Genomic DNA, 26,146 nt, shown 5'->3' on the forward strand with positions numbered 1-26,146 from the left:
CTCGAATGGATGAGGCCAGACGATGCCATCGAGATTCGGTCCGACGGGGGCTAAGAGCGCTATATGAGGTGCCTCATCGGCGCTCCAAGCCGTTTCGGGACGGCTACATCGACGTCAATTAATTCACCTTGCAGAAAGCAAGGTGAACGAGCCGGTCGCGGTCAGTTTGCGGGTGGGGGAGCATCCGCGGGTGGAATAGCTCCGTCGCAGCCACCGGGGGGCGGCGGGCCGGGGAGTGGTTCGTCGCCACCGACGCAGTCGTAGTAGAACTGCGGGCCGGTCATGTAGGTCCTCATCCACTGGTGCCAGAACGACCCGTCCGGGTATTTCTCGCCGTCACACACGGCCAATTCGCCCCAACTCCATCGACCGCCAGGGCAGTAGCCCTTGGTCATGTCCGGCTGGTGTGGGTCGGGCGGATCAGCGGTGGCGACCGCGGTAGAAAACATCAACGCCGCGACACCACCCAATATCGCAGCGCCAAGGCGACTGAGCTTGAGCATCATTTTGACTCCGTCAGGAATGTTGAACGAATGCAGCCCGATTCCGAGCATTGGTTAAAGCTTGCGGATGGGCCGCGGCGACCCAGCATACATAAGTGCACGACCTTCCCAACGAAAATCTTGTCCGATAGGTACCGGTCAAAAACTAGCACCGAAACGCCGGCTTCGGGAATGTCTATAATTGCCACTTACCGACGCGGCCGATCGGCGAAGTCGGCTTGGGTTGGCCGGGTGATCTGTGCAGGGAACGCCGGAGCCCTGGTGATCTGCGGCATCCAATTGGTGCTGACGCGTGAGTTCAGAGTCGGCTGATCGTTGACGGATTCACTTCGGATGGCCCCTGGCTTCCGGTGGCTGGTCTCGCGTCGATGCTGGGTGAGGTAGCCCTCGAGTCCATTTGCCGCGCCGGTCTTACTCGGCACTGGCTGGGTTGCCGACCTCCGGCGCTGCACCTCCACGAGCCGCCCCGGATGGTTACCGGTGGCCGGGCTGCCGACCAAAGATCAACGATCGCAATCTATTTCGATCAACCCGGCTATCGTCATGGCGATTGCTGCCGGCATCGCCGCGCTCTCGGCGCCGACCCGGGAAGGTGGACGCCCAGCCGGTCCGGCCCCAGATCCCCTCCGGCGCCTGATGGCGGCGCCGCCGAGGCTCTAGTGTGGATACGGACACCGTGTCGGTCAGCGCCTAAAGGAGCAGCATCGCAACAGATTTCGAATGTCGATGATCCACGATTTCCCGAACACGAGGCGAAGGCGGGCTGGGCAATAGATCTCTACCTACCGAGGCACGGCTGATGCCGGGTTTGCTGGTGGCCGGTACGACCAGCGACGCCGGTAAGAGCACCCTAACCGCCGGTCTTTGTCGTGCGTTCGCCCGACGCGGCGTCAGGGTGGCGCCCTTCAAGGCCCAGAACATGTCCAACAACTCGATGGTCTGCCAAGGCCCGGGTGGCGCGGGTGTGGAGATCGGTCGCGCGCAATGGGTGCAGGCGCTCGCGGCCAACGCGACACCTGAGGCGGCCATGAATCCGGTCTTGCTCAAGCCGGGGAGTGACCACCGCAGCCACGTGGTGTTGATGGGCAGATCCTGGGGCGAACTGGCGTCGTCCAACTGGTTCGAGGGCCGGCAGGTTCTCGCCGATACGGCGCACCGAGCCTTCGACGACCTGGCGGCCCGCTACGACGTCGTCGTCGCCGAAGGTGCCGGCAGCCCAGCCGAAATCAACCTCCGTGCGGGCGACTACGTCAACATGGGGCTTGCCCGTCACGCGGAACTGCCGACCATCGTTGTCGGCGACATCGACCGCGGAGGGGTGTTCGCGGCATTCTTCGGAACCATCGCGCTGCTGTCTGCCGAGGACCAGGCGCTGGTCGCGGGGTTTGTCGTCAACAAGTTCCGTGGCGACCTCGACTTGCTGGCACCAGGTCTGCGTGACCTCGAGCGGGTCACGGGCAGACAGGTGTTCGGCACGCTGCCGTGGCACGCTGACCTCTGGCTGGACTCAGAGGACGCCCTCGACCTGACCGGCCGGCGCGCGGCGAGCGCGGGGGCCCATCGGGTGGCCGTCGTGCGCCTCCCACGGATCAGCAACTTCACCGATGTCGACGCACTGGGTCTGGAACCCGACCTGGATGTCGTGTTTGCTTCCGACCCCCGAGGGCTGGGCGATGCCGACCTGATCGTGGTCCCGGGTACCCGTGCAACGATCGCCGATCTGGCGTGGCTACGAGCGAGGGGCCTGGACCGTGCGCTGATGGCGCATGTGGCGGCGGGCAAGCCGCTGCTCGGCATCTGCGGCGGGTTCCAGATGCTGGGGCGGGTGATTCGCGACCCAGACGGTGTGGAAGGGCCGGTAGCCGAGGCCGACGGTTTGGGCTTGCTCGACGTGGAGACCACGTTCGGCGCCGAGAAGGTGCTGCGCTTGCCGCGCGGGCAGGGACTCGGAGTGACCGCTTCGGGCTATGAGATACATCACGGCAGGATTACCGCCGGTGACGCCGCTCAGCAGTTCCTCGGCGGCGCGCGTGACGGACAAGTATTCGGGACGATGTGGCACGGTTCGCTCGAAGGGGATGCCCTGCGCGAGGCCTTCCTGCGCGAGACGCTCGGGCTCACTGGGTCGGGCACTTCGTTCTCGGCGGCACGCGAGCGCCGCCTGGACCTGCTCGGCGATCTGGTCGAACGTCACCTTGACGTCGATGCACTGCTCGCCCTGGCTCGGCACGGTTGCGCGCCGGCCTTGCCCTTCCTCCCGCCCGGCGCGCCGTGATCGCACCGAGCGGTCGACGACCCTCGACACAACTCGAACGTGCGGTAGTCATCGACCCGACCGGGCCGGACGCGCTCACCCCGCGCTCGTGGGCGCCGGCGTTGGCTTCGCCGGCAATTGGCAATCGCGTTTTTATTTTGGAGCTGAATTCTAGATCGCGTCATTAAATTCGGGCCGATCCGGGCGCGCCGATATGCATTGGTTGCGGCCGTTATTAGATTATTAGAAAAGTCGGATTCTGCCCTATTTCATTCCTCTTGGTATACGCTGACCGGGTCCAAGTGCCGGGCGGTGGCGGTAGCAACTGTCGTTTGCTGTAAGCACGAAAGCGCAGAACAAGACACTGATAATGGATTGCTGAACAATGAGGTCAAGATGACGACAGGCAACCTGCGAATGCTGCTTAAATGGCTGCTCGGAGCGGTATTCATCAGTTTGTACGCGTTTTTGGTGACGGGTTGCGCCGAGGGGTTGACTTTGCCTCGAGGGCCGGAGATCGGCTGCTTTAATCGGCATTGTTAGCCGAGTACTCGTTGGCTTTCCGGTGTGCTCCACGGCCACGCCTGGCCGGCGTCGGCGCCGAGTTCGCTGTGGCCACCATGATCTAGCCGGGTGTGCCGATCCCACCGGCAAGTGATCCCCCGACTCGCGCGCTAGAGCTGGCTCACCACGAAAGTCGCTGCCTGACTGGGCATCCCGGACTGCGCATACGACAGGTGTGCCGCGGAGAACATCTCATCGTGAGAAGGCAGCGCAAGGGCGCCGGGGGTGCAAATCGGATCGTTGGGCGCACACAAGTCAATCGCTTTATGGCCATACCAGGGGCTGATCTCGCTTATTGGCCCGCCAAGATATCTGTCGGTCGGATTCCCGAAGACGGCGACCGCGGCGACGTGATCAGCCACCTCCGCCGATAGCGTTTGGGGGATGAAGCCGGCAACGGGGGCTCGAGCGATCGTGATCAGGTCTATCACCATCGCGCCTTGGGAATATCCGCCGAGCACCAGCTTGGTATTGGGGCAGCTGGCCGCCATGGACTCAACGTGAGTGCTGGCATCGGTGGCGCCCGCGGATGCGGACGGGGGCCAATCTTCGGTGGCGGGGTAGTTGACGGCATACACCCCGAGGGACCGGCCGCCAAGCTGGGAGCGTAGGGAATCGATGAATGCCTGTCCGACCCCACCGACGCCGGGTGGCTCGGCGGTCCCGCGGGCGAACGTCACTTCGGCATCGGGGCAGGCGGCGGCCGACGCGGAGGCAATGATCAGGGGGGCACTCAGCAGGGCCGCGCAGATTGTCGCGAGCCCGACACCCGGCAAACGAGTGAATTGGCGTGCGTTCACGTTTTGATGCTGGCACATCGCGGCCGAAACGGAGCGCCCAAATTGTGCGATGCTCATCCGCGAAACGCTGCGGAAACCAGGTCTGGCCACCGATCGCGCTCACGCGTCCGGTGTTGCACGGAGACGCCAGGAGGCGCAGGTGGCGGCCGGGGGTCCGTTGCCCCGCCCAATCGCCGGCCGCGAGGGCACTGGCCCGAAGCCACCGTCAGGCATCGACCGAAGGTAAAACGTCGAGCATCAGCCGACGTCACACACCTTGGTTGGTGCCCCCGGCACGACTCGAACGTGCGACCTAGGGATTAGAAGGCCCTTGCTCTATCCACCTGAGCTACGGAGGCAATGCGCAGGTCAGTCTATCCAAGCCGGATTCAAGATCAGATTGGGTGACGCGACGCGCCCCAAAATTCTTCGCCTGGGCCAGAAATCGGTTATTGTGTGAGCCTCGACACACGTACAACACCGGCTAGTAATCGGCCGTTTACCGCAACGACGCGTGTGCCTGACGTCGAGGGGTGGGCTTTGTTATGTGCATGGCCAGTGTGACTTCGCGGTGCTCGCGGGCAGGTGCCGAAGCGTTGCGCCAAGGAGCGCAGCTTGCGGCCGACGCGCGCGACGCTGTCCGTTCCGGAGCTCTGTTGCTTCGGGGTTCTCCGTTTGCCCTCGGCTGGGTAGCCGGTTGGGTGTCCGCGGAATTTCCGCCGCACGTGCTGACCGGGTACGCGTTGTCCCGTGTCTCTCCGCCGGCCATCGGCCGGTACGGCACCGCGTGGGCGGCCCAGCGGGCCGATCTGACCCTCACCGCGGCACTCGAGGAGTCCTTCGGATCGGAATTCCGTGACCTGGTGTCACACCCCTCCGGCGATGGCTCGGCGTGTGCGACGCGCGGCGGCCTGCTGCCGTCGGGACCCCGCCGCCGCTACGCGGCGCAGACCTCCGACATCTCCTACGGGCCGGGTGGTCGTGAACATCTGCTCGATGTCTGGCGCCGCCCCGACTTGGCGCCGGGAGGCCGGGCCCCGGTGCTGATCCAGGTGCCTGGGGGAGCGTGGAGCGTCAACGGGAAGCGTCCGCAGGCCTACACGCTGATGAGCCGAATGGTGGAGCTGGGCTGGATTTGCGTCTCCATCAACTACAGCAAGAGTCCGCGCTGCAAGTTCCCCGCACACGTGGTGGACGTCAAGAGGGCGATTGCCTGGGTCCGGGAGAACATCGCCGCCTACGGCGGCAACCCCGATTTCATCGCCCTGACCGGCGGCTCAGCCGGTGCGCACCTGGCCTCCCTGGCGGCGCTGACTCCGTGCGACCCGGCTTTTCAGCCTGGCTTCGAACACGCCGACACGACGGTTCAGGCGGTCGCGCCCTATTACGGCGTTTACGACTTCACCGACTTCGACAACATGCATGAATTGATGCTGCCGTTCCTGGAGCACTTCGTGATGAAGAGCCGCTACGCCGACGACCCGGAGCCGTTCACCGCTGCTTCCCCGATTTCTTACGTGCACCGGGAGGCGCCGCCCTTCTTCGTGCTGCACGGTGAGCGCGATGAGCTTGTCCCAAGCGGGCAGGCGCGGGCGTTCTGCGCAGCGTTGCGGGGCGCCGGAGCCGACACCGTGGCCTATGCCGAGCTCGCCAACGCACATCACGCGTTCGACATCACCCCAACCGTCCGCTCCCGGCTGGCCGCCAGTGCGGTCTCCGACTTCCTGGGGGTCGTCTACGGGCGTTGGACCAGCTCGGTACTGGGTTCGTTGGCGTTCTCAGCGAATTCGGCCAGCTGAATCGGCAGGCGCCGGCCAGAACGCGAGAACCGCCGAGTTACCGACTCGATTGCCAGCCACGTCGTCTTGCGGGCTTGTCCGCGGCGCATGCCGTGCTGAGCGGATCCTCACTTTCACCGCCGCGTCAACCGGACTAGCGTTGTGTTGGCACTTTGGTTGGCGGGGACTGAGCAGGAGGCTTGATTGGCGGTGACGAGGATGGCGCGTCGAGTTGGCCGAGTGGGTCGTGATCATGGCTGAGGCGGTTGGGTTGTCCGATGAGCTGGGGCCCGTCGATTATTTGATGCATCGGGGCGAGGCGAATCCGCGGACGCGTTCGGGGATCATGGCCCTAGAGCTTCTCGATACCACGCCGGACTGGGAGCGGTTCCGGACCCGGTTTGAGAATGCCTCGCGACGCGTGTTGCGGCTGCGACAGAAGGTGGTTGTTCCCACGCTGCCGACCGCGGCGCCGCGCTGGGTGGTGGATCCGGACTTCAACCTGGACTTCCATGTGCGCCGGGTGCGTGTGTCTGAGCCCGGCACGCTACGCGACGTCTTCGATTTGGCCGAGGTGATCCTGCAATCGCCACTGGATATCTCGCGCCCGCTATGGACGGCCACCCTGGTCGAGGGTTTGGCCGACGGCAAGGCCGCGACTCTGCTGCATGTCAGCCATGCGGTCACCGACGGCGTCGGCGGTGTGGAGATGTTCGCCCAGATCTATGACCTGGAACGGGATCCGGCGCCCAGACCCACACCGCCGCTACCGATTCCCCAGGACTTGTCGCCCAATGACTTGATGCGTGAGGGCATCGGCCACCTGCCCATCGCCCTCGTTGGCGGCGTGGCGGGAGCGATAGCCGGGGCGGTCTCGGTGGCCGGACGCGCGGTGCTGGATCCGGCCGCCACCGTCTCGGGGATTGTCGGCTATGCGCTGTCGAGCGTGCGGGTGATGAACCGCGCGGCTGAGCCCTCACCGCTGTTGCGCCGGCGTAGCCTGACCACGCGCACCGAGGCGATCGACATTCGGCTCTCCGAGCTACACAAGGCCGCAAAGGCCGGTGGCGGCTCGATCAACGACGCATATCTTGCGGGCCTGTGTGGCGCGCTGCGGCACTACTACGAGGCCCTCGGGATGCCGATCAGCACGCTGCCCATGGCGGTCCCAGTCAATCTGCGGGCCGATGCGGACGGCGCCGGCGGCAACCGGTTCACCGGCGTCAACCTGGCAGCGCCAGTGGGCACCGCCGATCCGGTGGCGCGGATGAAAAAGATCCGAGCCCAGATGACGCAGCGCCGCGACGAGCCCGCGATGAACGTCGTCGGGTCCATGGCGCCAGTGCTCAGTGTCCTACCCACGGCGGTGTTAGAGAGGATCAGCAGTTCGGTGATCGGCTCGGACGTGCAGGCCAGCAACGTGCCGGTCTACCCCGGGGACACCTTCGTCGCTGGAGCAAAGATATTGCGCCAGTACGGGATTGGCCCCTTGCCGGGAGTGGCGATGATGGTGGTGCTGATTTCCCGGGGCGGATGGGCCACCATCACCGTGCGCTACGACCGGGCCTCGGTCCGACATGACGAGTTGTTCGCCCGCTGCCTGGTCGAGGGCTTCGACGAGATCCTGGCGCTCGCCGGCGATCCCGCACCGCGCTCGATTCCTGCCTCTTTCACCACTGTCTCTGGATCGGAGTCTCGATCGGTGTCCAATTCATGAGCGCCGCCGAAGAACCAGGTGACGGGCGCGAGCAGGACAAGGCGGCGGGGGACCTACGGTTACCCGGCTCCGTCGCCGAGATCATGGCCAGCCCCGCGGGGCCAAAGGTTGGCGCGTTTTTCGACCTCGACGGCACACTGGTGGCTGGTTTCACGGCCGTCATCCTCACCCAGGAGCGGCTGCGGCGCCGCGACATAGGGGTGGGGGAGCTGCTCAGCATGGTTCAGGCGGGCCTGAACCACACGTTGGGACGAATCGAGTTCGAACAGCTCATCAACACGGCCTCCTCGGCGTTGCGCGGACGCCAGCTCGTCGACTTGGAGGAGATCGGCGAGCGGCTGTTTGCCCAGCGCATCGAGTCGCGGATCTATCCGGAGATGCGCGAGCTGGTCCGGGCGCACGTGGCGCGCGGTCATACCGTCGTGCTCAGCTCGTCGGCCCTGACCATTCAGGTCAATCCGGTGGCCCGCTTCCTGGGCATCGTGAACATGCTCACCAACAAGTTCGAGACCAATGAGGACGGGCTGCTCACCGGTGGCGTGGTGAAGCCGATCCTATGGGGTCCCGGCAAAGTCGCAGCCGTGCAGCGTTTTGCGGCCGAGCACGACATCGACCTCAAAGACAGCTACTTCTACGCCGACGGCGACGAAGACGTCGCACTGATGTACCTGGTCGGTAATCCGCGGCCGACCAACCCGGAAGGCAAGATGGCCGCGGTGGCCAAACGCCGTGGCTGGCCCATCCTGAAGTTCAACAGCCGCGGGGGGGTGGGCCTGCGCCGGCAGATACGAACGCTTGCCGGTTTCAGCACCATGTTCCCGGTTGCTGCCGGGGCAGTGGGAATCGGCCTGCTGACGGGTAATCGCCGCCGTGGGGTGAATTTCTTTACCTCGAACTTCTCCCAGCTGTTGCTTGCGACCAGCGGTGTGCACCTCAATGTCGTCGGCAAGGAGAATCTGACCGCGCAGCGTCCAGCCGTCTTCATCTTCAACCACCGCAACCAGGTCGACCCGGTGATTGCTGGTGCCCTGGTCCGGGACAACTGGGTTGGGGTGGGCAAAAAAGAGCTGCAGAACGACCCGATCATGGGCACGCTGGGCAAGGTCCTCGACGGTGTGTTCATTGACCGCGATGACCCGGCCTCAGCCGTCGAGACGCTGCATACCGTGGAGGAACGCGCAAAGAACGGGCTATCCATCGTGATCGCCCCCGAAGGCACCCGGTTGGACACCACCGAGGTTGGTCCCTTCAAGAAAGGGCCGTTCCGCATCGCTATGGCGGCCGGCATCCCGATCGTGCCGATTGTGATCCGCAATGCGGAGATCGTCGCCTCCCGCAACTCCACCACGATCAATCCGGGAACCGTCGACATAGCAGTGTTTCCGCCGATCCCGGTCGATGACTGGACGCTGGACACCCTTCCGGACCGCATCGCCGAGGTGCGCCAGCTCTATCTGGACACACTCAAGGACTGGCCGGTCGACGAACTGCCCGAGGTCAATCTCTACGCCGAGGAAAAGGCGGCCAAGAAAGCCAAGGCGCAGCTTGCCAAGGCGTCCGCGAAGGAGACACCGGCCGAGAAAGCACCCGCGAAGAAGGCTGCCGCCAAGAAGGAGACACCGGCCAAGAAGGCACCTGCGAAGAAGGCGCCGGCCAAGAAGGCACCTGCCAAGAAGGTGACGGCAAAGAAAGCACCCGCCAAGAAGGCGCCTGCGAAGAAGGTGCCCGAGAGCGCGGCTGCAAAGGCTGCGACGCCCGCCACCGACACCGAGCTGTCCGCACCCAAGCCGGTGGGCGAGGCGTCGAACCCGACCGAGATCGCACCCGAACCCATTGCCCATGATGGCGACGCGCAACAACTCGGCGCAGGCCGAAGCGACGCGGCCGAGTCATCGAGCTCTAGGCCCAAAGGACGGCCGTGACCAAACCGGTCGCTGATACCAGCGCAGTCCTTACCTCTGAAGACACGCTGGTGCTGGCCTCGATGGGCTCGCCGGTCGAAATGCAGCTGATCATGGATTGGCTGGGCGAGCAGCGGGCCCGCACACCAGGGGCAAAGTTCGACGTCCTGAAGCTGCCGCCGCGAAATGCCCCGACGGCCGCGCTGACCGCGCTGGTTGAGCAACTCGAGTCCGGTTCCGAAGCCGGCGCAGATCGGTCCATCGTGCCGGTCCAGGTGTTCTGGCAGCCGCCGGCGGATCGCAGCCGGTTGGCAAAGGTTGCCGGGCTTCTTCCGGGCCGCGATCCATGCCATCCCAACCCCCGCCAGCAGCGCCGCATCCTGCGTTCGGACCCGCAGCGTGCCAGGGTGATGGCAGGGGAGTCGGCCACGGTGTCGGAGCTGCGCAAGCAGTGGTGTGACAACACCGTTGGCGAGGACCAACACGACTTTGCCCATTTCGTTGCCCGCCGGGCGATCCTGGCGCTGGCCCGCGCCGAGTACCGGATCCTTGGGCCGCAATACAAATCGCCGCGGCTGGTGAAGCCAGAGATGTTGGCGTCCGCACGATTTCGTGCCGGCCTGGAAAAGATCCCCGGCGCCACTGTCGAGGAAGCCGGCAAGATGCTCGACGAACTCGCCACCGGCTGGAGTCAGGCATCGGTCGATGTTTTTTCCGTCCTGGGCAGGCTGATCAGCCGCGGATTCGATCCCGAATTCGACTACGACGAATATCAGGTCGCGGCCATGCGCACCGCGCTGGAAGCCCATCCAGCTGTCTTGCTGTTCTCCCACCGGTCCTACATCGACGGGGCGGTGGTACCGGTGGCGATGCAGGACAACCGGCTGCCGCCGGTGCACATGTTCGGCGGCGTCAACCTGTCGTTCGGCGTGATGGGGCCGCTCATGCGGCGCGCGGGGATGATCTTCATCCGGCGCAATATCGCCGGCGACCCGCTGTACAAGTACGTGCTCAAGGAATACGTCGGCTATGTCGTCGAGAAGCGGTTCAACCTGAGTTGGTCCATCGAAGGCACCCGCTCGCGCACCGGAAAGATGTTGCCACCCAAGCTCGGCCTGATGAGCTATGTCGCCGATGCCTACCTCGACGGGCGCAGTGACGACATCCTGCTGCAAGGGGTTTCGATCTGTTTCGACCAGCTGCACGAGATCGCTGAATACGCCGCCTACGCGCGCGGCGCCGAGAAGACACCCGAGGGCTTCAGCTGGCTCTACAACTTCATCAAGGCACAGGGCGAGCGCAACTACGGAAAGATCTATGTGCGCTTCCCGGAAGCGGTCTCCATGCGGCAGTACCTCGGTGTTCCGCATGGTCCGATAACCCATGATCTGGCGGCCAAAAGGCTTGCGCTGCAGAAGATGTCCTTCGAGGTCGCGTGGCGGATTCTGCGAGCGACGCCGATGACCGCGACCGGTTTGGTGTGTGCATTGCTGCTCACCGCACGTGGTACCGCACTAACCCTTGGCCAGTTGCACCACACGTTGCAGGATTCGCTTGACTATCTCGAACGCAAGCAGACACCGATGTCGACCAGTGCGCTGCGGCTGCGTTCGCGCGAGGGGGTCCGGGCGGCCGTGGACGCCCTGTCCAACGCGCACCCGGTCACCCGGGTGGACAGCGGCCGCGAACCGGTCTGGTACATCGCTCCCGAGGACGAACTCGCCGCGGCCTTCTACCGGAATTCGGTGATCCACGCCTTCCTGGAAACCTCGATCGTGGAGCTTGCGCTGGCCCATGCCCGCCACGCCGAAGGCGATCGCATGGCCGCCTTCTGGGACCAGGTGATGCGGTTGCGGGATCTGCTGAAATTCGACTTCTACTTCGCCGACTCGGCGGCATTTCGCGCCAACATCGCCGAAGAGATGGCGTGGCACCAGGACTGGGAAAGCCAGGTCGCCGCCGGGGGCGATCAGATCGACGCAATCCTTTATGCAAAGCGACCGCTGATTTCGGACGCCATGCTGCGGGTGTTCTTCGAGGCCTACGCAATCGTTGCCGACGTGCTGCGCGATGCTCCGGCGAACATCAAACAGAAGGACCTGACGGACTTGGCGCTGGGCCTCGGGCGCCAATACGTGGCCCAGGCGCGGGTCCGCAGCAGCGAGCCGGTGTCAACACTGCTCTTCGCAACCGCACGTCAGGTGGTCGACGACCAGCACCTGATCGAGCCCGCGCCAGACCTGACCGAGCGTCGGAGCGCGTTCCTGGCCGAATTGCGCAATATCCTGCGTGATTTCGACTACGTCGGGAAGATCGCGCGAAACCGGTTCGTGGCTCGTGAGCTCAAGGCCCGTCAGGAGCGACTCGAGCAACAGGCTCAGTAGTCGCCGCGACGGTGCGGCGATCGACGCCGCCAGTGGCGCCGCCCGGCGCCGCAACAGCTAGCCGTTGCCTGCCGCCGCCCAGTGCTGGCCATCGACGGGAACCGCGTGATCATCGCTGTCATGTGAGCGGGGCGCAGGCGTCTCGGCTACTTCGCTCCAGCCGGGCGGGCGCAGCAGATACCCGACCCGGCCACGCCGCGTCTTTGCCCGCCCAACGTCGCTAAGCATTGCGGCGAATTCGTGGTAGTTGAGTTTGATCGGGTTATGGGTAGCGATGTTCTGCTGCAACCCGTACTGAACCGGCTCGTCTTCCTCGGCGTAGCTACCGAACAGTCGGTCCCACACGATCAGAATGCCGCCGTAGTTCTTGTTGAGGTACGGATTGTTCGCGCCGTGGTGCACACGATGGTGAGAAGGCGTGTTGAACAGATACTCGATCGGTCTGGGCAGTCGGTTGATGCGCTCGGTGTGGATCGGGAACTGATAGAAGAGCACGATTGCGTGGCAAGCGAAGATCATCCAGACGGGGAAGCCGATCAGCGCCAGCGGCACGTAGACGACCGCTGATATGAACAACCAACCGGGGACCAGCCAGGGGGTGCGCATCCCCGTGGACAGGTTGAGGTACTGACTCGAATGATGCACATGATGCGCGGCCCAGAACACTCGAATCCGATGGGTCATGCGGTGCCTGCCGTAGTAGGCCAGGTCGGTCAGCACCAGTGCGCACGCCCAGGTCCACCACTGGGAGGTCGGCAGGTGGATCGGCGTCAGCGAACTGGCGATCAGGACTAGCGGTACTGCGGTGACGCTGCCTACCGATCGAGTCAGTCGGGCCAAGGCGTAGACCGACAGGTTGGCTGCGGTATCGCGAGCGGACACGCTGGGGCGTGACCGGTTGCGCTGTTTGCCGAGCCGGTAGCTGAGGAAGTCCAGCCCCACCAGCACCATGAACCCGGTCAGAAATATCGGGACGGCGCGTTCCATTGCTCACCTAGCATCGTGAGACCCCACCCGGCCGCGTTGTTGAGCAAGGCCGTGGTCCCTGAGCGGTCAGAAGCCGATTCAGAGACCGATGTGTGTGGGTGCCACAAACGTCGGGGCCGGGACGTGTACCAGCTGACCTGAGCATCCTTCGGGCATGCCGTCGCCCTCCGGGGCCGGTGTTCCTTTCAGATCCGATGAGCAGCCCACCGCCAGCAGCGCATAAGCGGCCGCCACCAGCGTGCCGACCACCCAGGCCACCCGTACGCCCATCCTCTGGCCCTTCAACTTTGCGTTCACCGTGGCAGCCTCCATTTGCTGTCCGGTCGCCGTGGCTGGCAAATGCGACGACCTTTGGATGCTATCGCCGTTGACCTGCTGAGACGGGTGGTTTTCAGATTCTGGTGACAGTTGGTTTCAGGTCTGCGGTCGTGGCCCCACGCTCGGGACTTCGATCCACAGTCACGTCTTTGCCCACAGGCGGGTTGGACGGACCGCGCCCGCCTCGGGCGGCTGTCGGTGCGGTGCAGGTGAATGACAGCCAGCACCGCGCGGATCCACCCGCGGGCGGCACGAAACAGCCAACGACAGCAACCCAGCGAAGGGAATCGCGCAGATGTTTGAAACGCCTCTTACCGTGGTCGGTCACATCGTCAATGACCCGCAGCGCCGGAAGGTCGGCGATCAGGAGTTCATCAAGTTCCGGGTCGCCAGCAATTCGCGCCGGCGGACCGCAGACGGCGGCTGGGAGCCGGGCAACTCGCTGTTCATCACCGTGAACTGCTGGGGCAGGCTGGTTACCGGGGTGGGGGCGGCATTGGGCAAAGGTGCACCGGTGATTGTCGTGGGCCACGTCTACACCAGCGAGTACGAGGACCGCGATGGCAACCGCCGCTCCTCGCTCGAGCTGCGGGCAACCTCCGTCGGTCCAGATCTCTCGCGCGTCATTGTGCGTATCGAGAAGCCCGGGTACACGGGTCCGAGCCCGGAAAAGGCAGCGGCGGCCGCGGCCACAACGCGATGCGAGGACGTCGCCGACAACGACGACCACAGCGCCCGCGACGTTGCTGACACTGCGGACGTTGCGGCGGGTGCGGACGCCGCCGATCGCAATGCACTGCCACTGTCGGCTTAGCGCTGCGCGGTGGTGCCTAGGATGGTCGGCGGGGTAACTCCAAAGACTAGAAAGGCAATACCGCGGCATGGCTGAGTTCATCTACGCGATGAAGAAGGTCCGCAAGGCGCACGGCGACAAGGTGATCCTCGACGACGTCACGTTGAGCTTCTACCCGGGCGCCAAGATCGGTGTCGTCGGCCCTAACGGGGCCGGAAAATCGAGCGTCTTGCGGATCATGGCCGGTTTGGACAAGCCGAACAACGGCGACGCGTTCTTGGCTACCGGGGCCACGGTCGGCATCCTCTTGCAGGAGCCGCCGCTGAACGAGGAAAAGACGGTTCGGGGCAACGTCGAAGAGGGTCTGGGCGACATCAAGGTGAAGCTCGACCGATTCAACGAGGTCGCCGAGTTGATGGCCACCGACTACAGCGACGAGCTGATGGAAGAAATGGGCCGGCTGCAGGAGGATTTGGACCACGCCGACGCGTGGGACATCGACTCGCAGCTGGAGCAGGCCATGGACGCGCTGCGCTGCCCGCCGCCCGAGGAGCCGGTGGCCAACTTATCCGGTGGTGAACGCCGGCGGGTTGCGCTGTGCAAGCTGCTGCTGTCGAAACCGGATCTGCTGCTGCTCGACGAGCCGACCAACCACCTCGACGCGGAAAGCGTGCAGTGGCTCGAACAGCACCTTGCCAGCTATGCCGGTGCGGTACTGGCGGTCACCCACGACCGCTACTTCCTCGACAATGTCGCCGAATGGATCCTGGAATTGGATCGCGGCCGCGCCTACCCGTACGAAGGTAACTACTCGACCTATCTCGAGAAGAAGGCCGATCGGCTGGCGGTGCAGGGCCGAAAGGACGCGAAGCTGCAAAAGCGGCTGCAGGAAGAGCTGGCCTGGGTTCGGTCGGGGGCAAAGGCGCGCCAAGCCAAGAGCAAGGCGCGTCTGCAGCGCTACGAGGAGATGGTCGCCGAGGCGGAGAAGACTCGCAAGCTTGACTTCGAGGAGATCCAGATACCGGTCGGACCCCGGTTGGGCTCCGTGGTGGTCGAGGTCGAACACCTCGACAAGGGCTTCGGCGGGCGCACCCTGATCAAGGACCTGTCCTTCACCTTGCCCCGCAACGGCATCGTCGGCGTTATCGGCCCCAACGGAGTGGGCAAGACCACCCTGTTCAAAACCATTGTGGGGCTCGAGGAGCCGGACAGCGGCACGGTCAAGGTCGGCGAAACGGTCAAGTTGAGCTACGTCGATCAGACTCGCGCTGGCATTGATCCGAAGAAGACCGTGTGGGAAGTCGTCTCGGACGGGCTCGACTACATCGAAGTGGGCCAGTCTGAAGTGCCCTCGCGCGCCTACGTGTCGGCCTTTGGGTTCAAGGGACCAGACCAGCAGAAACCCGCGGGTGTGTTGTCGGGCGGCGAGCGCAACAGGCTCAACCTTGCGCTGACGCTCAAGCAGGGCGGCAACTTGATCCTGCTGGACGAACCGACCAACGACCTGGATGTCGAGACACTGAGTTCGCTGGAGAACGCGCTGGTCAACTTCCCGGGCTGTGCCGTGGTGATCTCGCACGACCGCTGGTTCCTCGACCGCACGTGCACGCACATCCTGGCGTGGGAAGGCGACGCTGACAGCGAGGCCAAGTGGTTCTGGTTCGAGGGGAACTTCGGAGCCTACGAAGAAAATAAGGTTGAGCGGCTTGGCGTCGAGGCTGCGCGGCCGCACCGGGTTACTCATAGAAGGTTGACGCGCGACTAGTGTCAGCTCTGCGAAGGCCCCGCGACGATGCGGCCGCTATGGCTGCTGAGGAGTGGGGCAGTCAAGTGGTGCCCCGCGACGATGCGGCCGCTATGGCTGCTGAGGAGTGGGGCAGTCAAGTGGTGCCCCGCAACGATGCGGCCCCTATGGCCGGTGAGGAGTGGGGCCGATCAAGTAGCGCGCTGGTTTCAGTCGTGAGTTTGGAGCAGTCGGCATGACGATCGATCCCGGGGCCAAGCAGGATGTCGGGGCGTGGACGGCGTTCACCCAACCCGCCGACATTCCTGACTGGATCTCGCAGGCCTACCTGGACAGCTACCAGCGTCGGGGGGAGGAGGATTCGCAGGCTTCACAACGAGCCGCCGAAGCCGCTGCCTCCGTGGTGACGCCGGCGATGCTGAGTGCGCACTATCGGCTCGGGCAGCACCGCCCCATGGGTGAGAGTCGCGTCGCCGTGTATCCGGCGGACGACCCGGTCTGGTTCGGGCCGGCGCTGCAAGTGGTCACCGAGCACGGCAGCATGCTGATGGATTCCGTGACGGTGCTCCTGCACCGGCTTGGTGTTGGCTACACCACCATCATGACCCCGGTCTTCGAGGTGCACCGCGGCCCCACCGGTGAGCTGCAGCGCGTCGAGCCGAAGTCCCGGGACGCCTCGCCCTACGTCGGTGAGGCTTGGATACACGTCCAACTCTCGCCGACGGTCGAGGCCAAAGCCCTCGCCGAAGTCGAACAGTTGCTGCCCAAGGTCTTGGCTGATGTTCAGCGTGTCGCCAAGGATGCGCCGGCAATGATTGCCACCCTCAGCGAATTGGCGGTCGCAGTCGACAGCGATCGCGAAGGCCACTATGCGGCTCCGGACCACCAAGAGGTGGCGGCGTTGCTGCGTTGGCTGGGGAATGGAAACTTCCTCTTGCTTGGCTATCAGCCCTGCGAGGTGGACGACGGGATGGTCCTCGGCGACGGCTCGACTGGCCTGGGCGTGCTGCGTGCGCGGACCGGCACGCGGCCCCGGCTTACCGACGAAACCAAGTTGCTGGTCCTGGCGCAGGCGCGGGTCGGCAGTTACCTGCGCTACGGCGCTTACCCGTACGCGATCGCGATACGCGAGAGCCTCGGCGACGGCAATATCGTCGAGCATCGCTTTGTTGGATTGTTCACAGTGGCGGCCATGAACGCCGACGTTTTGGAGATCCCGGCGATCTCGCATCGGGTCCGTGACGCGCTGGAGTTGGCCGGCAACGACCCGAGCCACCCGGGCCAGCTTCTGCTGGACGTCATCCAGACCGTCCCTCGTCCCGAGCTGTTTACCTTGAGCTCCGAACAGTTACTGGCGATGGCCAAAGCGGTGGTGGATCTGGGCTCCCAGCGACGAGCGCTGCTGTTCCTGCGGGTCGATCGGCTGCAGTTCTTTGTCTCGTGTTTGGTCTACTTGCCGCGCGATCGCTACACGACGGCCGTGCGGCTGCAGATCGACGACATCCTGGTCCGCGAGTTCGGCGGCACCCGGCTGGAGTTCACTGCCAGAGTCAGTGAATCACCCTGGGCGCTCATGCATTTCATGGTTCGGTTGCCCGAAGACGTGGCGACGGGTTCGATCGATGTTTCGGAGGCCAACCGAAGCCGGATTCAGGCGCTGTTGAGCGAGGCCGCGCGCACCTGGGCCGACCGCCTGATCGGCGCTGCCTCCGATGCTTCGGTGCGGCACGCCGACGCCGAGCATTACGCGGCTGCCTTTCCGGAGGCCTACAAGCAGGCGGTCGCCCCGGCCGACGCCATCGACCACATCGCGATCATCAACGAGCTAGCTGATGACTCGGTCAAATTGGTCTTCTCCGATCGCACCGCGGACGGTGTCGCCCAGCTCACCTGGTTCCTGGGGGGCTGTACTGCCTCGCTAAGTCAGCTGTTGCCGATGCTGCAGAGCATGGGTGTGGTGGTGCTCGAGGAGCGGCCGTTCACGGTCACCCGCCCGGACGGGTTGCCGGTCTGGATCTATCAGTTCAAGATCTCACCGCATCCCACCATCCCGAAGGCGACGGTTCCCGCCGAGCGGGCCGCGGCGGCACAGCGATTCGCCGATGCGGTCACCGCGATCTGGCAGGGCAGGATCGAGATCGACCGGTTCAACGAGTTGGTCATGCGGGCGGGGCTGACGTGGCAACAGGTGGTCCTGCTGCGTGCCTATTCGAGATACCTGCGGCAAGCGGGCTTCCCCTACAGCCAGTCCTACATCGAATCAGTTCTCAACGAGCACCCCTCCACCGCGCGGTCACTGGTCCTATTGTTCGAGGCCCTGTTCGATCCACGGCCGGCGGGCTCACCGGTAAGTCCTGACGCGCAAGCCGCTGCTGCTGCCGTTGCCGCTGACATCGACGCACTGGTGAGTCTGGATACCGACCGGATTCTGCGGGCGTTCGCGTCGCTGGTTCAGGCCACCCTACGGACCAATTACTTTGTCTCACGCGAAGGTTCGGCCCGCAGCCGCGATGTCTTGTCAGTCAAGTTGGATGCCCAGCTGATCGACGAGCTCCCGCTGCCGCGGCCCAAGTACGAGATCTTCGTTTATTCACCCCGGGTCGAAGGCGTGCATTTGAGGTTCGGCCCGGTAGCGCGAGGCGGGCTGCGCTGGTCGGACCGGCGCGACGATTTCCGCACCGAGATCCTCGGTCTGGTCAAGGCGCAGGCGGTGAAGAACGCCGTCATCGTGCCGGTCGGAGCCAAAGGCGGATTCGTCGTCAAGCGGCCGCCGTTGAGCACCGGCGACGCGGCCACCGACCGCGAGGCCACTCGCGCCGAAGGCGTTGCCTGCTATCAGCTGTTCATCTCCGGGCTGCTCGACGTCACCGACAACGTCGACCACACGACCGGAGTGGTCAGCCCGCCGCCGGAGGTGCTGCGGCGCGACGGCGACGACGCCTATCTGGTGGTGGCCGCGGACAAGGGCACCGCCACGTTCTCCGACATCGCCAACGAGGTCGCTAACTCCTACGGATTCTGGTTGGGTGACGCGTTCGCGTCCGGTGGGTCGGTGGGCTACGACCACAAGGCCATGGGGATCGCCGCCAAGGGCGCCTGGGAAGCCGTCAAGCGGCACTTCCGAGAGATGGGGATCGACACCCAGACCGAGGACTTCACCGTCGTGGGCGTCGGCGACATGAGCGGCGACGTCTTTGGCAATGGGATGCTGTTGAGCAAGCACATCAGGCTGATCGCTGCCTTCGATCACCGCCACGTCTTCCTCGACCCGAATCCGGATGCCGCTGCCTCGTGGCAGGAACGGCAGCGAATGTTCGATCTGCCCCGATCCAGCTGGGATGACTACAACAAGTCATTGATCAGCGAGGGCGGGGGGGTGTACAGCCGCGAGCAGAAGTCCATCCCGGTCAGTGACCAGGTTCGCAATGCCCTTGGCATTGGCGGCGACGTCACCGAGATGACCCCGCCCAACTTGATCCGGGCGATTCTGCAGGCCCCAGTGGATCTGCTGTTCAACGGCGGCATAGGGACCTATATCAAGGCTGAGTCGGAGTCGGATGCCGATGTCGGTGACCGTGCCAACAATCCCGTGCGGGTCAACGCGAACCAGGTGCGCGCCAAGGTCATTGGTGAAGGCGGCAACCTCGGGGTCACGGCACTGGGTCGCGTCGAATTCGATCTGTCCGGCGGGCGGATCAACACCGACGCGCTGGACAACTCCGCCGGTGTGGACTGCTCCGACCACGAAGTAAACATCAAGATTCTGATCGACTCGCTGGTCAGCGCCGGCAAGGTAAGAACAGACGAACGCAAACAACTGCTCGAGTCGATGACCGACGAGGTGGCACAGCTGGTGCTCACCGACAATTCCGATCAGAACGACTTGATGGGTACCAGCCGCGCTAACCCGGTCAGCCTGCTGCCGGTGCACGCCGACCAGATCAGGTACTTGGTGGCCGAGCGCGGAGTCAGCCGGGAATTGGAGGCGCTGCCCTCCGAAAAGGAGATTGCGCGACGTTCGGAAGCGGGCATCGGGCTCACCTCGCCCGAGTTGGCAACCCTGATGGCGCACGTCAAGCTGGCGCTCAAAGAGACGATGCTGACCACCGAGCTGCCCGATCAGGATGTGTTCGCCTCGAGGTTGCCCTCCTATTTCCCGAAGCCCTTGCGCGAGAGGTTCGCTCCCGAGATCCGCTCGCACCAGCTACGTCGCGAGATCGTCACCACCATGGTGATCAACGACCTGGTGGACACCGCCGGCATCACCTACGCCTTTCGGATCACCGAAGACGTCGGTGTCTCACCGATCGACGCGGTGCGCACCTACATGGCCACCGACGCCATCTTCGGCGTGAGTCACATCTGGCGCCGTATCCGTGCGGAGGAGCTACCGGTGGCGCTGTCCGACCGGTTGACGTTGGATACCCGCCGGCTCATCGACCGTGCCAGTCGCTGGCTGCTCAACTACCGCCCTCAGCCGCTCGCCGTCGGTGCCGAGATCAACCGGTTCGCCGCGAAGGTCAAAGCGTTGACCCCGCGGATGTCGGAGTGGTTGCGCGGCGACGATAAGGCCATCGTCGAGAAGACCTCCGAGGAGTTCATCGCCCAGGGCGCACCCGAGGACCTGGCGTACCGCGTTGCGGTCGGCCTGTATCGCTACAGCCTGCTCGACATCATCGACATCGCCGACATCGCCGATATCGACGCGGCCGAAGTCGCCGATACCTACTTTGCCCTGGTGGATCGGCTGGGTGCGGACGGTTTGCTCACCGCCGTCTCCGAGCTGCCGCGAAAGGATCGCTGGCATTCATTGGCCCGCTTGGCGATTCGCGACGACATCTACGGTGCGCTGCGGTCGTTGTGCTTCGACGTGATCGCCGTGGGTGAGCCCGATGAGAGCAGTGAGCAGAAGATCCTGGAATGGGAGCAGCTCAGCGCCTCCCGGGTGGACCGGGCACGCCGGACACTCAACGAGATTCGGGATAGCGGCCAAAAGGATCTCGCGACGTTGTCGGTGGCCGCCCGCCAGGTCCGCCGAATGACCCGCACCAGCGGACGAGGGATCTCGGGATGACCGTCGGGTACGTCGCTGCGGTGCCGGTGCGCTGGTCGGACATTGACATGTACCAGCACGTCAACCACGCCACCATGGTCACCATCCTCGAAGAGGCTCGGGTCCCATTCCTCCGGGAGCCGTTCGGCGCCGATATCACCACCATCGGCCTGCTGATCGCCGATGTCCGGGTCACCTACAAGGATCAGCTGCGGCTTGCGGATTCGCCTTTGCAGGTGACGATGTGGACGAAGCGGCTTCGGGCGGTCGACTTCACGCTGGGCTACGAAGTCCGCTCGATCGGCGCGGCCCCGGAGTCCAAGCCGGCCGTCATCGCGGAATCGCAGCTCGCTGCGGTGCACATCGAAGAGCAGCGGCTGGTGCGGTTGTCGGCACAGCATCGGGAGTACCTGCAGCGGTGGCTGCGGGAATGACGGGGACAGACGAGCGCGGGCTGTGGTTGACGGACCCAGCTCATCGTTCGGATCTGTCCACATTCGTCGAGCATGCGATCCGGCTTGACCCGGCCGCGATCATCCGACTGCGGGCACGATCCGCCGGATTGCTGACGGCTTGGGTGGCAACCAGTTTCGATGTGCTGGCCAGCCGGGTGGTGGTCGGTAAAGTGCGCCCCAATGACTTAACGGTGGGCGCCGACGCGCTGGCCCGCGGACTTGCTGCGACGGACAGTTCCGGCTACCTGGATCCGGGCTACCCGATGGACTCGGCGTGGCGGGGCGCGCTGCCGCCGGAGTCCGGATTCGTCCACCTCGAAGACCTGCCGGCGCGCGTTGTGCTGGACCTGGCGCAGAGTGGTGCACGACTTGTCAAGGAACACAGCAGCTCTCACGGTCCACCGGTCTCACTGATGGACCAAGAGGTCATCCAGGTCAGCTCCGATGACGCCGCCGTCGGTCTGCCGATGCGCTGCGTATTCGCCTTGACGGCAATGGGTTTCCTGCCGCAGTCGGCAGAAGCGATTGATGCCGATGAGATGGTTCGGGTGCGGGTAATGCCGACGTGGTTGCGGCTGGATGCGCGATTCGGATCGGTGTACCGGCGCCGCGGGCATCCGCCTTTGATGTTGAGGTGATAGTCGGGCTCGCGGCTTGCCCGGAAGCGGTCGGTGACCGGCAAAGCGGATTTCCCCACCGGGTGGATAATGCCATTTTTCTTTTTATTACCGACCCATAACGATTGTCTTAATTCCTGATAGCCCAGTTGTGGGGTTTCGAGTGGCAACTCTACGATTCTTTCGGTCCGCGTGTGGCCAACTTCGGCTAGCGCGAGTATTTGCCGCTCGCAATGGTCTTTCCGCTCTGTTGAACGGTGCGCAATCGGTTGGATAGTGGCGAAGTTGAACTGGGTCTTGATACTGCGGATACCGTTGATGGGCAAGTGCTTTAATTCTGGTCCGGACGGTTGGACCCGCGGGTTGATCGGTTGGGGGCTGCGCTGAACCGAGTGAATTCGGCGAGCCTAATTTGGTTTTTCGGCGGGCCTGTTGTGGCAATTAATGAGGATCCTGTTGGCCGGGATCGAAGACGGCTATTGCGTCCCCAAAATCCTTGCGAAGCGCTTCGGTGGGTGAAAGTATCGCTGGCATGTGGGCGAGCGGCGATGGGGACGATGCTGGGGCGCAGATTCTTAATCCGGACGTTCCCGCGGATTCTCATCGGTTGGAATGCCTGCGCGCAGATCCATCGATTAACTTCTTGGACCGGACTGACGAGCAGGCGCAAATTATTCGCGGAATCCGCCCTGGCCGTAACGCCGACCTCATTGCCGAGCGGCACCGGTGGGTTCATTACCCGTGGCGACGAACGGTCGTCGGTGTGTTGGGGCCACACGCGTTTCGCGCTGTCCGGCTAGACCGAAACCGGCATCTGATCACCGAGGAGGAACAAGATCAGCTCGCCGAGTTGCGTATCGGGGTAGTCGGCTTGAGCGTCGGACACACCCTCGCGTACACCCTCGCGGCCGAAGGGCTCTGCGGTGAGCTGCGGCTCGCCGACTTTGATCACCTGGAGCTGTCCAATTTCAATCGGGTCCCTTTGTCGGTGCTCGACCTCGGCGTGAACAAAGCGACCGCTGCCGCGCGCCGGATAGCTGAGTTGGATCCCTACCTGAAGGTGTCCGTCGTCACGGCCGGCATCACCGCAGATACGATCGACGCTTTTCTTGACGGGCTGCACATCGTGGTCGAGGAATGCGACTCGCTGGACACGAAAGTCATGGTCCGTGAGGCTGCGCGCGCACGGCGGATACCGGTCATCATGGCCACTGATTATCGCGGTCTGTTAGACGTCGAGCGATACGACCTGGAACCGACGCGGCCGATCCTGCACGGCCTGCTCGGCGACATCGACGCCGCAGCCCTGAGCGGATTGTCGGACTGGGACAAGATTCCACACCTTTATCGCATTACCTCTCCCGAGAAGGTGACGGCGCGAGAGGCCGCGGCGTTCATCGAAGTTGGTTCGACGCTGTCCGGCTGGCCACAGCTGGCCAGCGAGGTCCAACTCGGGGCGGCCAGCGTTGCTGAGGCCGTTCGCAAAATTGGCTTACAACAGCCGCTTTCATCGGGCCGCATCCGTATGGACGTCGAAGAGATGCTCAGCCGTATCGACGATCCCGCCGCCCACGCCACCGACCGGCAGACGGCCGGGCCGGCTTGCGCCGCGCAGTCTTATGCCGACGCCGACCCACTGGCCGAAGCCGCGCAGCTGGGCGACGTCGTTGACGTGGTCGCCGCGGCCGCCAATCGTGCACCGTCGGTCGGCAACGCCCAACCGTGGCGCATCCGAGCCGATCGGGACTGTGTTGTCATCGAGCTCGCGCCCGAGCACACGTCTTTGTTGGACATCGGTTTGCGCTGCAGCGCGGTAGGAATCGGCGCGGCGGTGTTCAACGCGCGGGTCGCGGCCGCTGCCCATGGCGTTCTCGGGCCGGTCGAGATCGGTGCGGTCAGCGAACGGTCTCCGTTGACCGCGACGGTAAGACTGGGCAGCGGAGATGACCCGGATCTGGCGCGACTTTACGAACCGATGCTGGCGCGCCAGACGAATCGGTACGATGGGACGCCCACTCCGATCTCCGATGAGACGGTGGAGATGCTGGAACTTGCCGCTCGCGGCGAGGGCGCGCGGCTGCAGGTCTTGCGCAGTCGTGACGACATCGACAGGGCGGCAAGGATTATCGGAGCCAGTGACCGCATCCGCTATCTCACTCCGGAGCTGCATGCCGAATTGGTTGCTGAGCTGCACTGGCCAACTGACCCGGCCGCGAACAGCGGCATCGACGTTCGCAGTCTGGAGCTGGATGCGTTCAGGTTGATGATGCTCGAGCAGATCTGCCGCCCTGAGGTCACGGCCCAACTCGCGCGGTGGGATGGGGGAGTGGCCTTAGGGTTCGACGGCTTCGCCCGGCTCTCTTCGAGTTCGGCGCTGGCCCTGGTGTACGTGCAAGGCCGGTCGTTGGCCGATTACGCACGTGGCGGATCGGCCTCTCAAGCCGTGTGGATCCGCGCACAGCAGGAGGGGCTGGCGGTAGGACCGACAACGCCGCTGTTTCTCTACGCTCACAACGATCAAGAGCTGCATGGCCTGTCTTCGAGCTACGGTGCCCAGCTACAGCGACTGCAGCTGGAGTTCGCCGAACTGGCCGACGCCGACACGGGTGAGTCGCCGGCCATCTTGTTGCGGTTCTGCACCGCACCGAGCCCGTCAGTTCGCAGCCGGCGCCGGCCGTTAGCAGAGTGGCGCAAGGGGGTTCGGAGCGGCGCGGACGCATGATCGGGGCCAGCCTCGTCGCCGGACGCGCCAGGCGGATAGCTCGGGGCACCCGTCGGGCGCGATCATTGAACCCGTGGCCTGCGCTGTGGGCGATGTTGGTCGGCTACTTCATGATCGTCCTGGACTCCACGGTGGTGATGATCGCCAACCCGAGCATCATGGCCGACCAGCACACCAGTTACTACCTGGTGATTTGGGTGACTAGTGCCTACCTACTGACGTACGCGGCGCCGTTGCTGGTGGCCGGGCGCCTTGGTGATCGATTCGGTCCCAAGAACATCTATGTCATCGGCCTTGCGGTGTTCACGGCGGCATCGTTGTGGTGTGGGTTGTCTGGCAGCATCGGGATGCTGATCACGGCCCGTGCGGTGCAGGGCCTGGGCGCCTCGCTGCTATTTCCGCAGACGTTGTCGATCATCAGCCGGATATTCGAGCCGCAGCGCCGTGGTGTGGCGTTGGCCATCTGGACAGCCACCGGTGGCGTCGTAACTTTGGTGGGACCGTTGGCCGGTGGTGTGTTGGTCCAGGCGCTGGGCTGGCAGTGGATCTTTTTCATCAACGTCCCTATCGGCCTCGCCGGGCTGGTGCTGGCAGCCCTGCTGCTCCCGGTCTTGCCGGTACACCGCCCGCAGCTGGATCTGCTTGGGGCCGCACTGTCGGCGCTGGGTGTCTTTCTCGTGGTGTTCGCGCTGCAAGAGGGTCAGCACGCGGGGTGGGCGCCGTGGACCTCGATGATGCTGATCGGCGGCGTCGGGGTCATCGCGGTGTTCGTCTATTGGCAGTCGGTCAATCGCGGTGACCCGCTGGTCCCGTTGAAGATCTTCAGCGACCGCAACTTCAGTCTGTCCAGCATCGGGGTGGCGGCCGTCGCGTTTGCGACGACAGCGATGATGGTGCCGGCGATGTTCTTCGTGCAGTCGGCCGTGGGGTTGTCGCCGATCCGCTCGGCGGCATTGATTGCCCCGATGGTGGTCATGAGTGGGGTGGTGTCGCCCCTGGTCGGCAAGATCGTCGACAGGTATCACCCGAAGCTGGTGGTTAGTTCAGCGTTCACGATGCTGGCGGTCGCGCTCACCTGGCTATCGATCGAGATGTCTTTGAGCACGCCGATCTGGCGGCTGGTGCTGCCCATCACGGCGCTCGGCGTGGCCATTCCCTTTGTGTGGGCGCCGCTGGCCGCCATTGGCTCGCGAGACCTGCCGGCACAGTTGGCGGGTACGGGCGCCGGCGTGTACACAGCGGCTCGGCAGGTGGGGGCCGTGCTTGGCGCCTCAGGCATGGCGGCGTTCATGACAGCGCGGATCGCCGCCGAGATGCCGCCGTCGCCAGGGAACTCGCCTGCGCTGCGCGGCAGCGACGGCACAGCGGTGCGACTTCCCGGGTTGCTGCGTGAGCCCTTCTCGGTCGCGATGTCGCAGTCGATGCTGCTGCCCGCGTGCGTGGCATTGTGCGGCGTGGCCGCCGGGTTGTTCATGCTGGGCTTCTCGGGATCGACCGATACCGGTCACGAAGCAGCGGACCAACCGGGTTGAGCGGACCACCGGTTCCCGATCCGGTCGGCGGCCGCAGCGGAGGAC

The 26,146-nt window shown here is 64.5% G+C and carries 16 protein-coding genes and 1 tRNA gene; 12 read left to right on the forward strand and 5 right to left on the reverse strand.

Annotation, left to right across the window (positions count from 1 at the left end):
- Positions 1–161 precede the first annotated feature (161 nt).
- The gene (locus MMSP_RS11125) at positions 162–506 is read right to left on the reverse strand and encodes a hypothetical protein (RefSeq protein WP_036427209.1); all 345 of its coding nucleotides are present in this window, start codon (positions 504–506) and stop codon (positions 162–164) included.
- Between the two features lie 796 nt (positions 507–1,302).
- Here MMSP_RS11125 and MMSP_RS11135 point away from each other — a divergent pair.
- Positions 1,303–2,778, forward strand: coding sequence for a cobyric acid synthase (locus MMSP_RS11135; protein ID WP_020786691.1), 1,476 nt, complete (start codon positions 1,303–1,305; stop codon positions 2,776–2,778).
- A 653-nt stretch (positions 2,779–3,431) separates the two neighbouring features.
- Here the strand turns inward: MMSP_RS11135 and MMSP_RS11140 are convergent.
- A complete protein-coding gene (locus tag MMSP_RS11140; RefSeq protein WP_179953039.1) occupies positions 3,432–4,139 on the reverse strand; it encodes a cutinase family protein in 708 nt (235 codons plus the stop codon).
- A gap of 243 nt (positions 4,140–4,382) precedes the next feature.
- Positions 4,383–4,459, reverse strand: a tRNA-Arg gene (locus MMSP_RS11145).
- Between the two features lie 186 nt (positions 4,460–4,645).
- Here MMSP_RS11145 and MMSP_RS11150 point away from each other — a divergent pair.
- From MMSP_RS11150 to MMSP_RS11165, 4 genes are all read left to right on the forward strand, one after another.
- The gene (locus MMSP_RS11150; protein WP_015356575.1) at positions 4,646–5,899 is read left to right on the forward strand and encodes an alpha/beta hydrolase; all 1,254 of its coding nucleotides are present in this window, start codon (positions 4,646–4,648) and stop codon (positions 5,897–5,899) included.
- A gap of 232 nt (positions 5,900–6,131) precedes the next feature.
- Positions 6,132–7,595: a wax ester/triacylglycerol synthase family O-acyltransferase gene (locus tag MMSP_RS11155; protein ID WP_036427213.1), complete on the forward strand. Its 1,464-nt coding sequence runs from the start codon at positions 6,132–6,134 to the stop codon at positions 7,593–7,595.
- Positions 7,592–9,517 carry an HAD-IB family hydrolase/lysophospholipid acyltransferase family protein gene (locus MMSP_RS11160; protein ID WP_020786695.1) on the forward strand — a complete coding sequence of 642 codons (1,926 nt, stop codon included), beginning with the start codon at positions 7,592–7,594 and terminating at the stop codon, positions 9,515–9,517. Before MMSP_RS11155 ends, MMSP_RS11160 begins: the two co-directional genes overlap by 4 nt.
- Positions 9,514–11,880, forward strand: a complete 2,367-nt coding sequence (locus MMSP_RS11165; RefSeq protein ID WP_020786696.1) for a glycerol-3-phosphate 1-O-acyltransferase — start codon at positions 9,514–9,516, stop codon at positions 11,878–11,880. The genes MMSP_RS11160 and MMSP_RS11165 overlap by 4 nt, the downstream gene beginning before the upstream one ends.
- A 57-nt stretch (positions 11,881–11,937) precedes the next feature.
- Here MMSP_RS11165 and MMSP_RS11170 read toward each other — a convergent pair whose 3' ends face one another.
- The gene (locus MMSP_RS11170) at positions 11,938–12,867 is read right to left on the reverse strand and encodes a sterol desaturase family protein (RefSeq protein ID WP_020786697.1); all 930 of its coding nucleotides are present in this window, start codon (positions 12,865–12,867) and stop codon (positions 11,938–11,940) included.
- Positions 12,868–12,945: 78 nt separating this feature from the next.
- On the reverse strand, positions 12,946–13,164 hold the full coding sequence (locus MMSP_RS11175; RefSeq protein ID WP_015356570.1) for a hypothetical protein: 219 nt from the start codon (positions 13,162–13,164) through the stop codon (positions 12,946–12,948).
- Positions 13,165–13,480: 316 nt separating this feature from the next.
- Here MMSP_RS11175 and MMSP_RS11180 point away from each other — a divergent pair, with 316 nt between their 5' ends.
- The 7 genes from MMSP_RS11180 to MMSP_RS11210 all read left to right on the forward strand — a co-directional run bounded on the left by MMSP_RS11180 (position 13,481) and on the right by MMSP_RS11210 (position 26,101).
- The gene (locus MMSP_RS11180) at positions 13,481–13,999 is read left to right on the forward strand and encodes a single-stranded DNA-binding protein (RefSeq protein WP_012395431.1); all 519 of its coding nucleotides are present in this window, start codon (positions 13,481–13,483) and stop codon (positions 13,997–13,999) included.
- A gap of 67 nt (positions 14,000–14,066) precedes the next feature.
- A complete protein-coding gene (gene ettA / locus MMSP_RS11185; RefSeq protein ID WP_020786699.1) occupies positions 14,067–15,743 on the forward strand; it encodes an energy-dependent translational throttle protein EttA in 1,677 nt (558 codons plus the stop codon).
- A gap of 214 nt (positions 15,744–15,957) precedes the next feature.
- Positions 15,958–20,796, forward strand: coding sequence for an NAD-glutamate dehydrogenase (locus MMSP_RS11190; protein WP_020786700.1), 4,839 nt, complete (start codon positions 15,958–15,960; stop codon positions 20,794–20,796).
- A complete protein-coding gene (locus tag MMSP_RS11195) occupies positions 20,793–21,209 on the forward strand; it encodes a thioesterase family protein (protein ID WP_012395428.1) in 417 nt (138 codons plus the stop codon). The genes MMSP_RS11190 and MMSP_RS11195 overlap by 4 nt, the downstream gene beginning before the upstream one ends.
- Positions 21,206–21,868, forward strand: a complete 663-nt coding sequence (locus MMSP_RS11200; RefSeq protein WP_011741473.1) for a hypothetical protein — start codon at positions 21,206–21,208, stop codon at positions 21,866–21,868. The genes MMSP_RS11195 and MMSP_RS11200 overlap by 4 nt, the downstream gene beginning before the upstream one ends.
- A 511-nt stretch (positions 21,869–22,379) precedes the next feature.
- Positions 22,380–24,569, forward strand: a complete 2,190-nt coding sequence (locus tag MMSP_RS11205) for an Rv1355c family protein (protein WP_036426432.1) — start codon at positions 22,380–22,382, stop codon at positions 24,567–24,569.
- Complete coding sequence (locus MMSP_RS11210) at positions 24,566–26,101, forward strand: MFS transporter (protein WP_020786703.1); 1,536 nt, start codon at positions 24,566–24,568, stop codon at positions 26,099–26,101. Before MMSP_RS11205 ends, MMSP_RS11210 begins: the two co-directional genes overlap by 4 nt.
- Positions 26,102–26,146 lie beyond the last annotated feature (45 nt).

This window comes from Mycobacterium sp. 012931, assembly GCF_000419295.1.
GTDB lineage: Bacteria > Actinomycetota > Actinomycetes > Mycobacteriales > Mycobacteriaceae > Mycobacterium > Mycobacterium marinum.

Coding starts and splice junctions, on each gene's coding strand:
- MMSP_RS11125 (WP_036427209.1), bottom strand. CDS start 506: ATGATGCTCAAGCTCAGTCGCCTTGGCGCTGCGATATTGGGTGGTGTC.
- MMSP_RS11135 (WP_020786691.1), top strand. CDS start 1,303: ATGCCGGGTTTGCTGGTGGCCGGTACGACCAGCGACGCCGGTAAGAGC.
- MMSP_RS11140 (WP_179953039.1), bottom strand. CDS start 4,139: ATGTGCCAGCATCAAAACGTGAACGCACGCCAATTCACTCGTTTGCCG.
- MMSP_RS11150 (WP_015356575.1), top strand. CDS start 4,646: ATGTGCATGGCCAGTGTGACTTCGCGGTGCTCGCGGGCAGGTGCCGAA.
- MMSP_RS11155 (WP_036427213.1), top strand. CDS start 6,132: ATGGCTGAGGCGGTTGGGTTGTCCGATGAGCTGGGGCCCGTCGATTAT.
- MMSP_RS11160 (WP_020786695.1), top strand. CDS start 7,592: ATGAGCGCCGCCGAAGAACCAGGTGACGGGCGCGAGCAGGACAAGGCG.
- MMSP_RS11170 (WP_020786697.1), bottom strand. CDS start 12,867: ATGGAACGCGCCGTCCCGATATTTCTGACCGGGTTCATGGTGCTGGTG.
- MMSP_RS11180 (WP_012395431.1), top strand. CDS start 13,481: ATGTTTGAAACGCCTCTTACCGTGGTCGGTCACATCGTCAATGACCCG.
- ettA (WP_020786699.1), top strand. CDS start 14,067: ATGGCTGAGTTCATCTACGCGATGAAGAAGGTCCGCAAGGCGCACGGC.
- MMSP_RS11190 (WP_020786700.1), top strand. CDS start 15,958: ATGACGATCGATCCCGGGGCCAAGCAGGATGTCGGGGCGTGGACGGCG.
- MMSP_RS11195 (WP_012395428.1), top strand. CDS start 20,793: ATGACCGTCGGGTACGTCGCTGCGGTGCCGGTGCGCTGGTCGGACATT.
- MMSP_RS11200 (WP_011741473.1), top strand. CDS start 21,206: ATGACGGGGACAGACGAGCGCGGGCTGTGGTTGACGGACCCAGCTCAT.
- MMSP_RS11205 (WP_036426432.1), top strand. CDS start 22,380: ATGTGGGCGAGCGGCGATGGGGACGATGCTGGGGCGCAGATTCTTAAT.
- MMSP_RS11210 (WP_020786703.1), top strand. CDS start 24,566: ATGATCGGGGCCAGCCTCGTCGCCGGACGCGCCAGGCGGATAGCTCGG.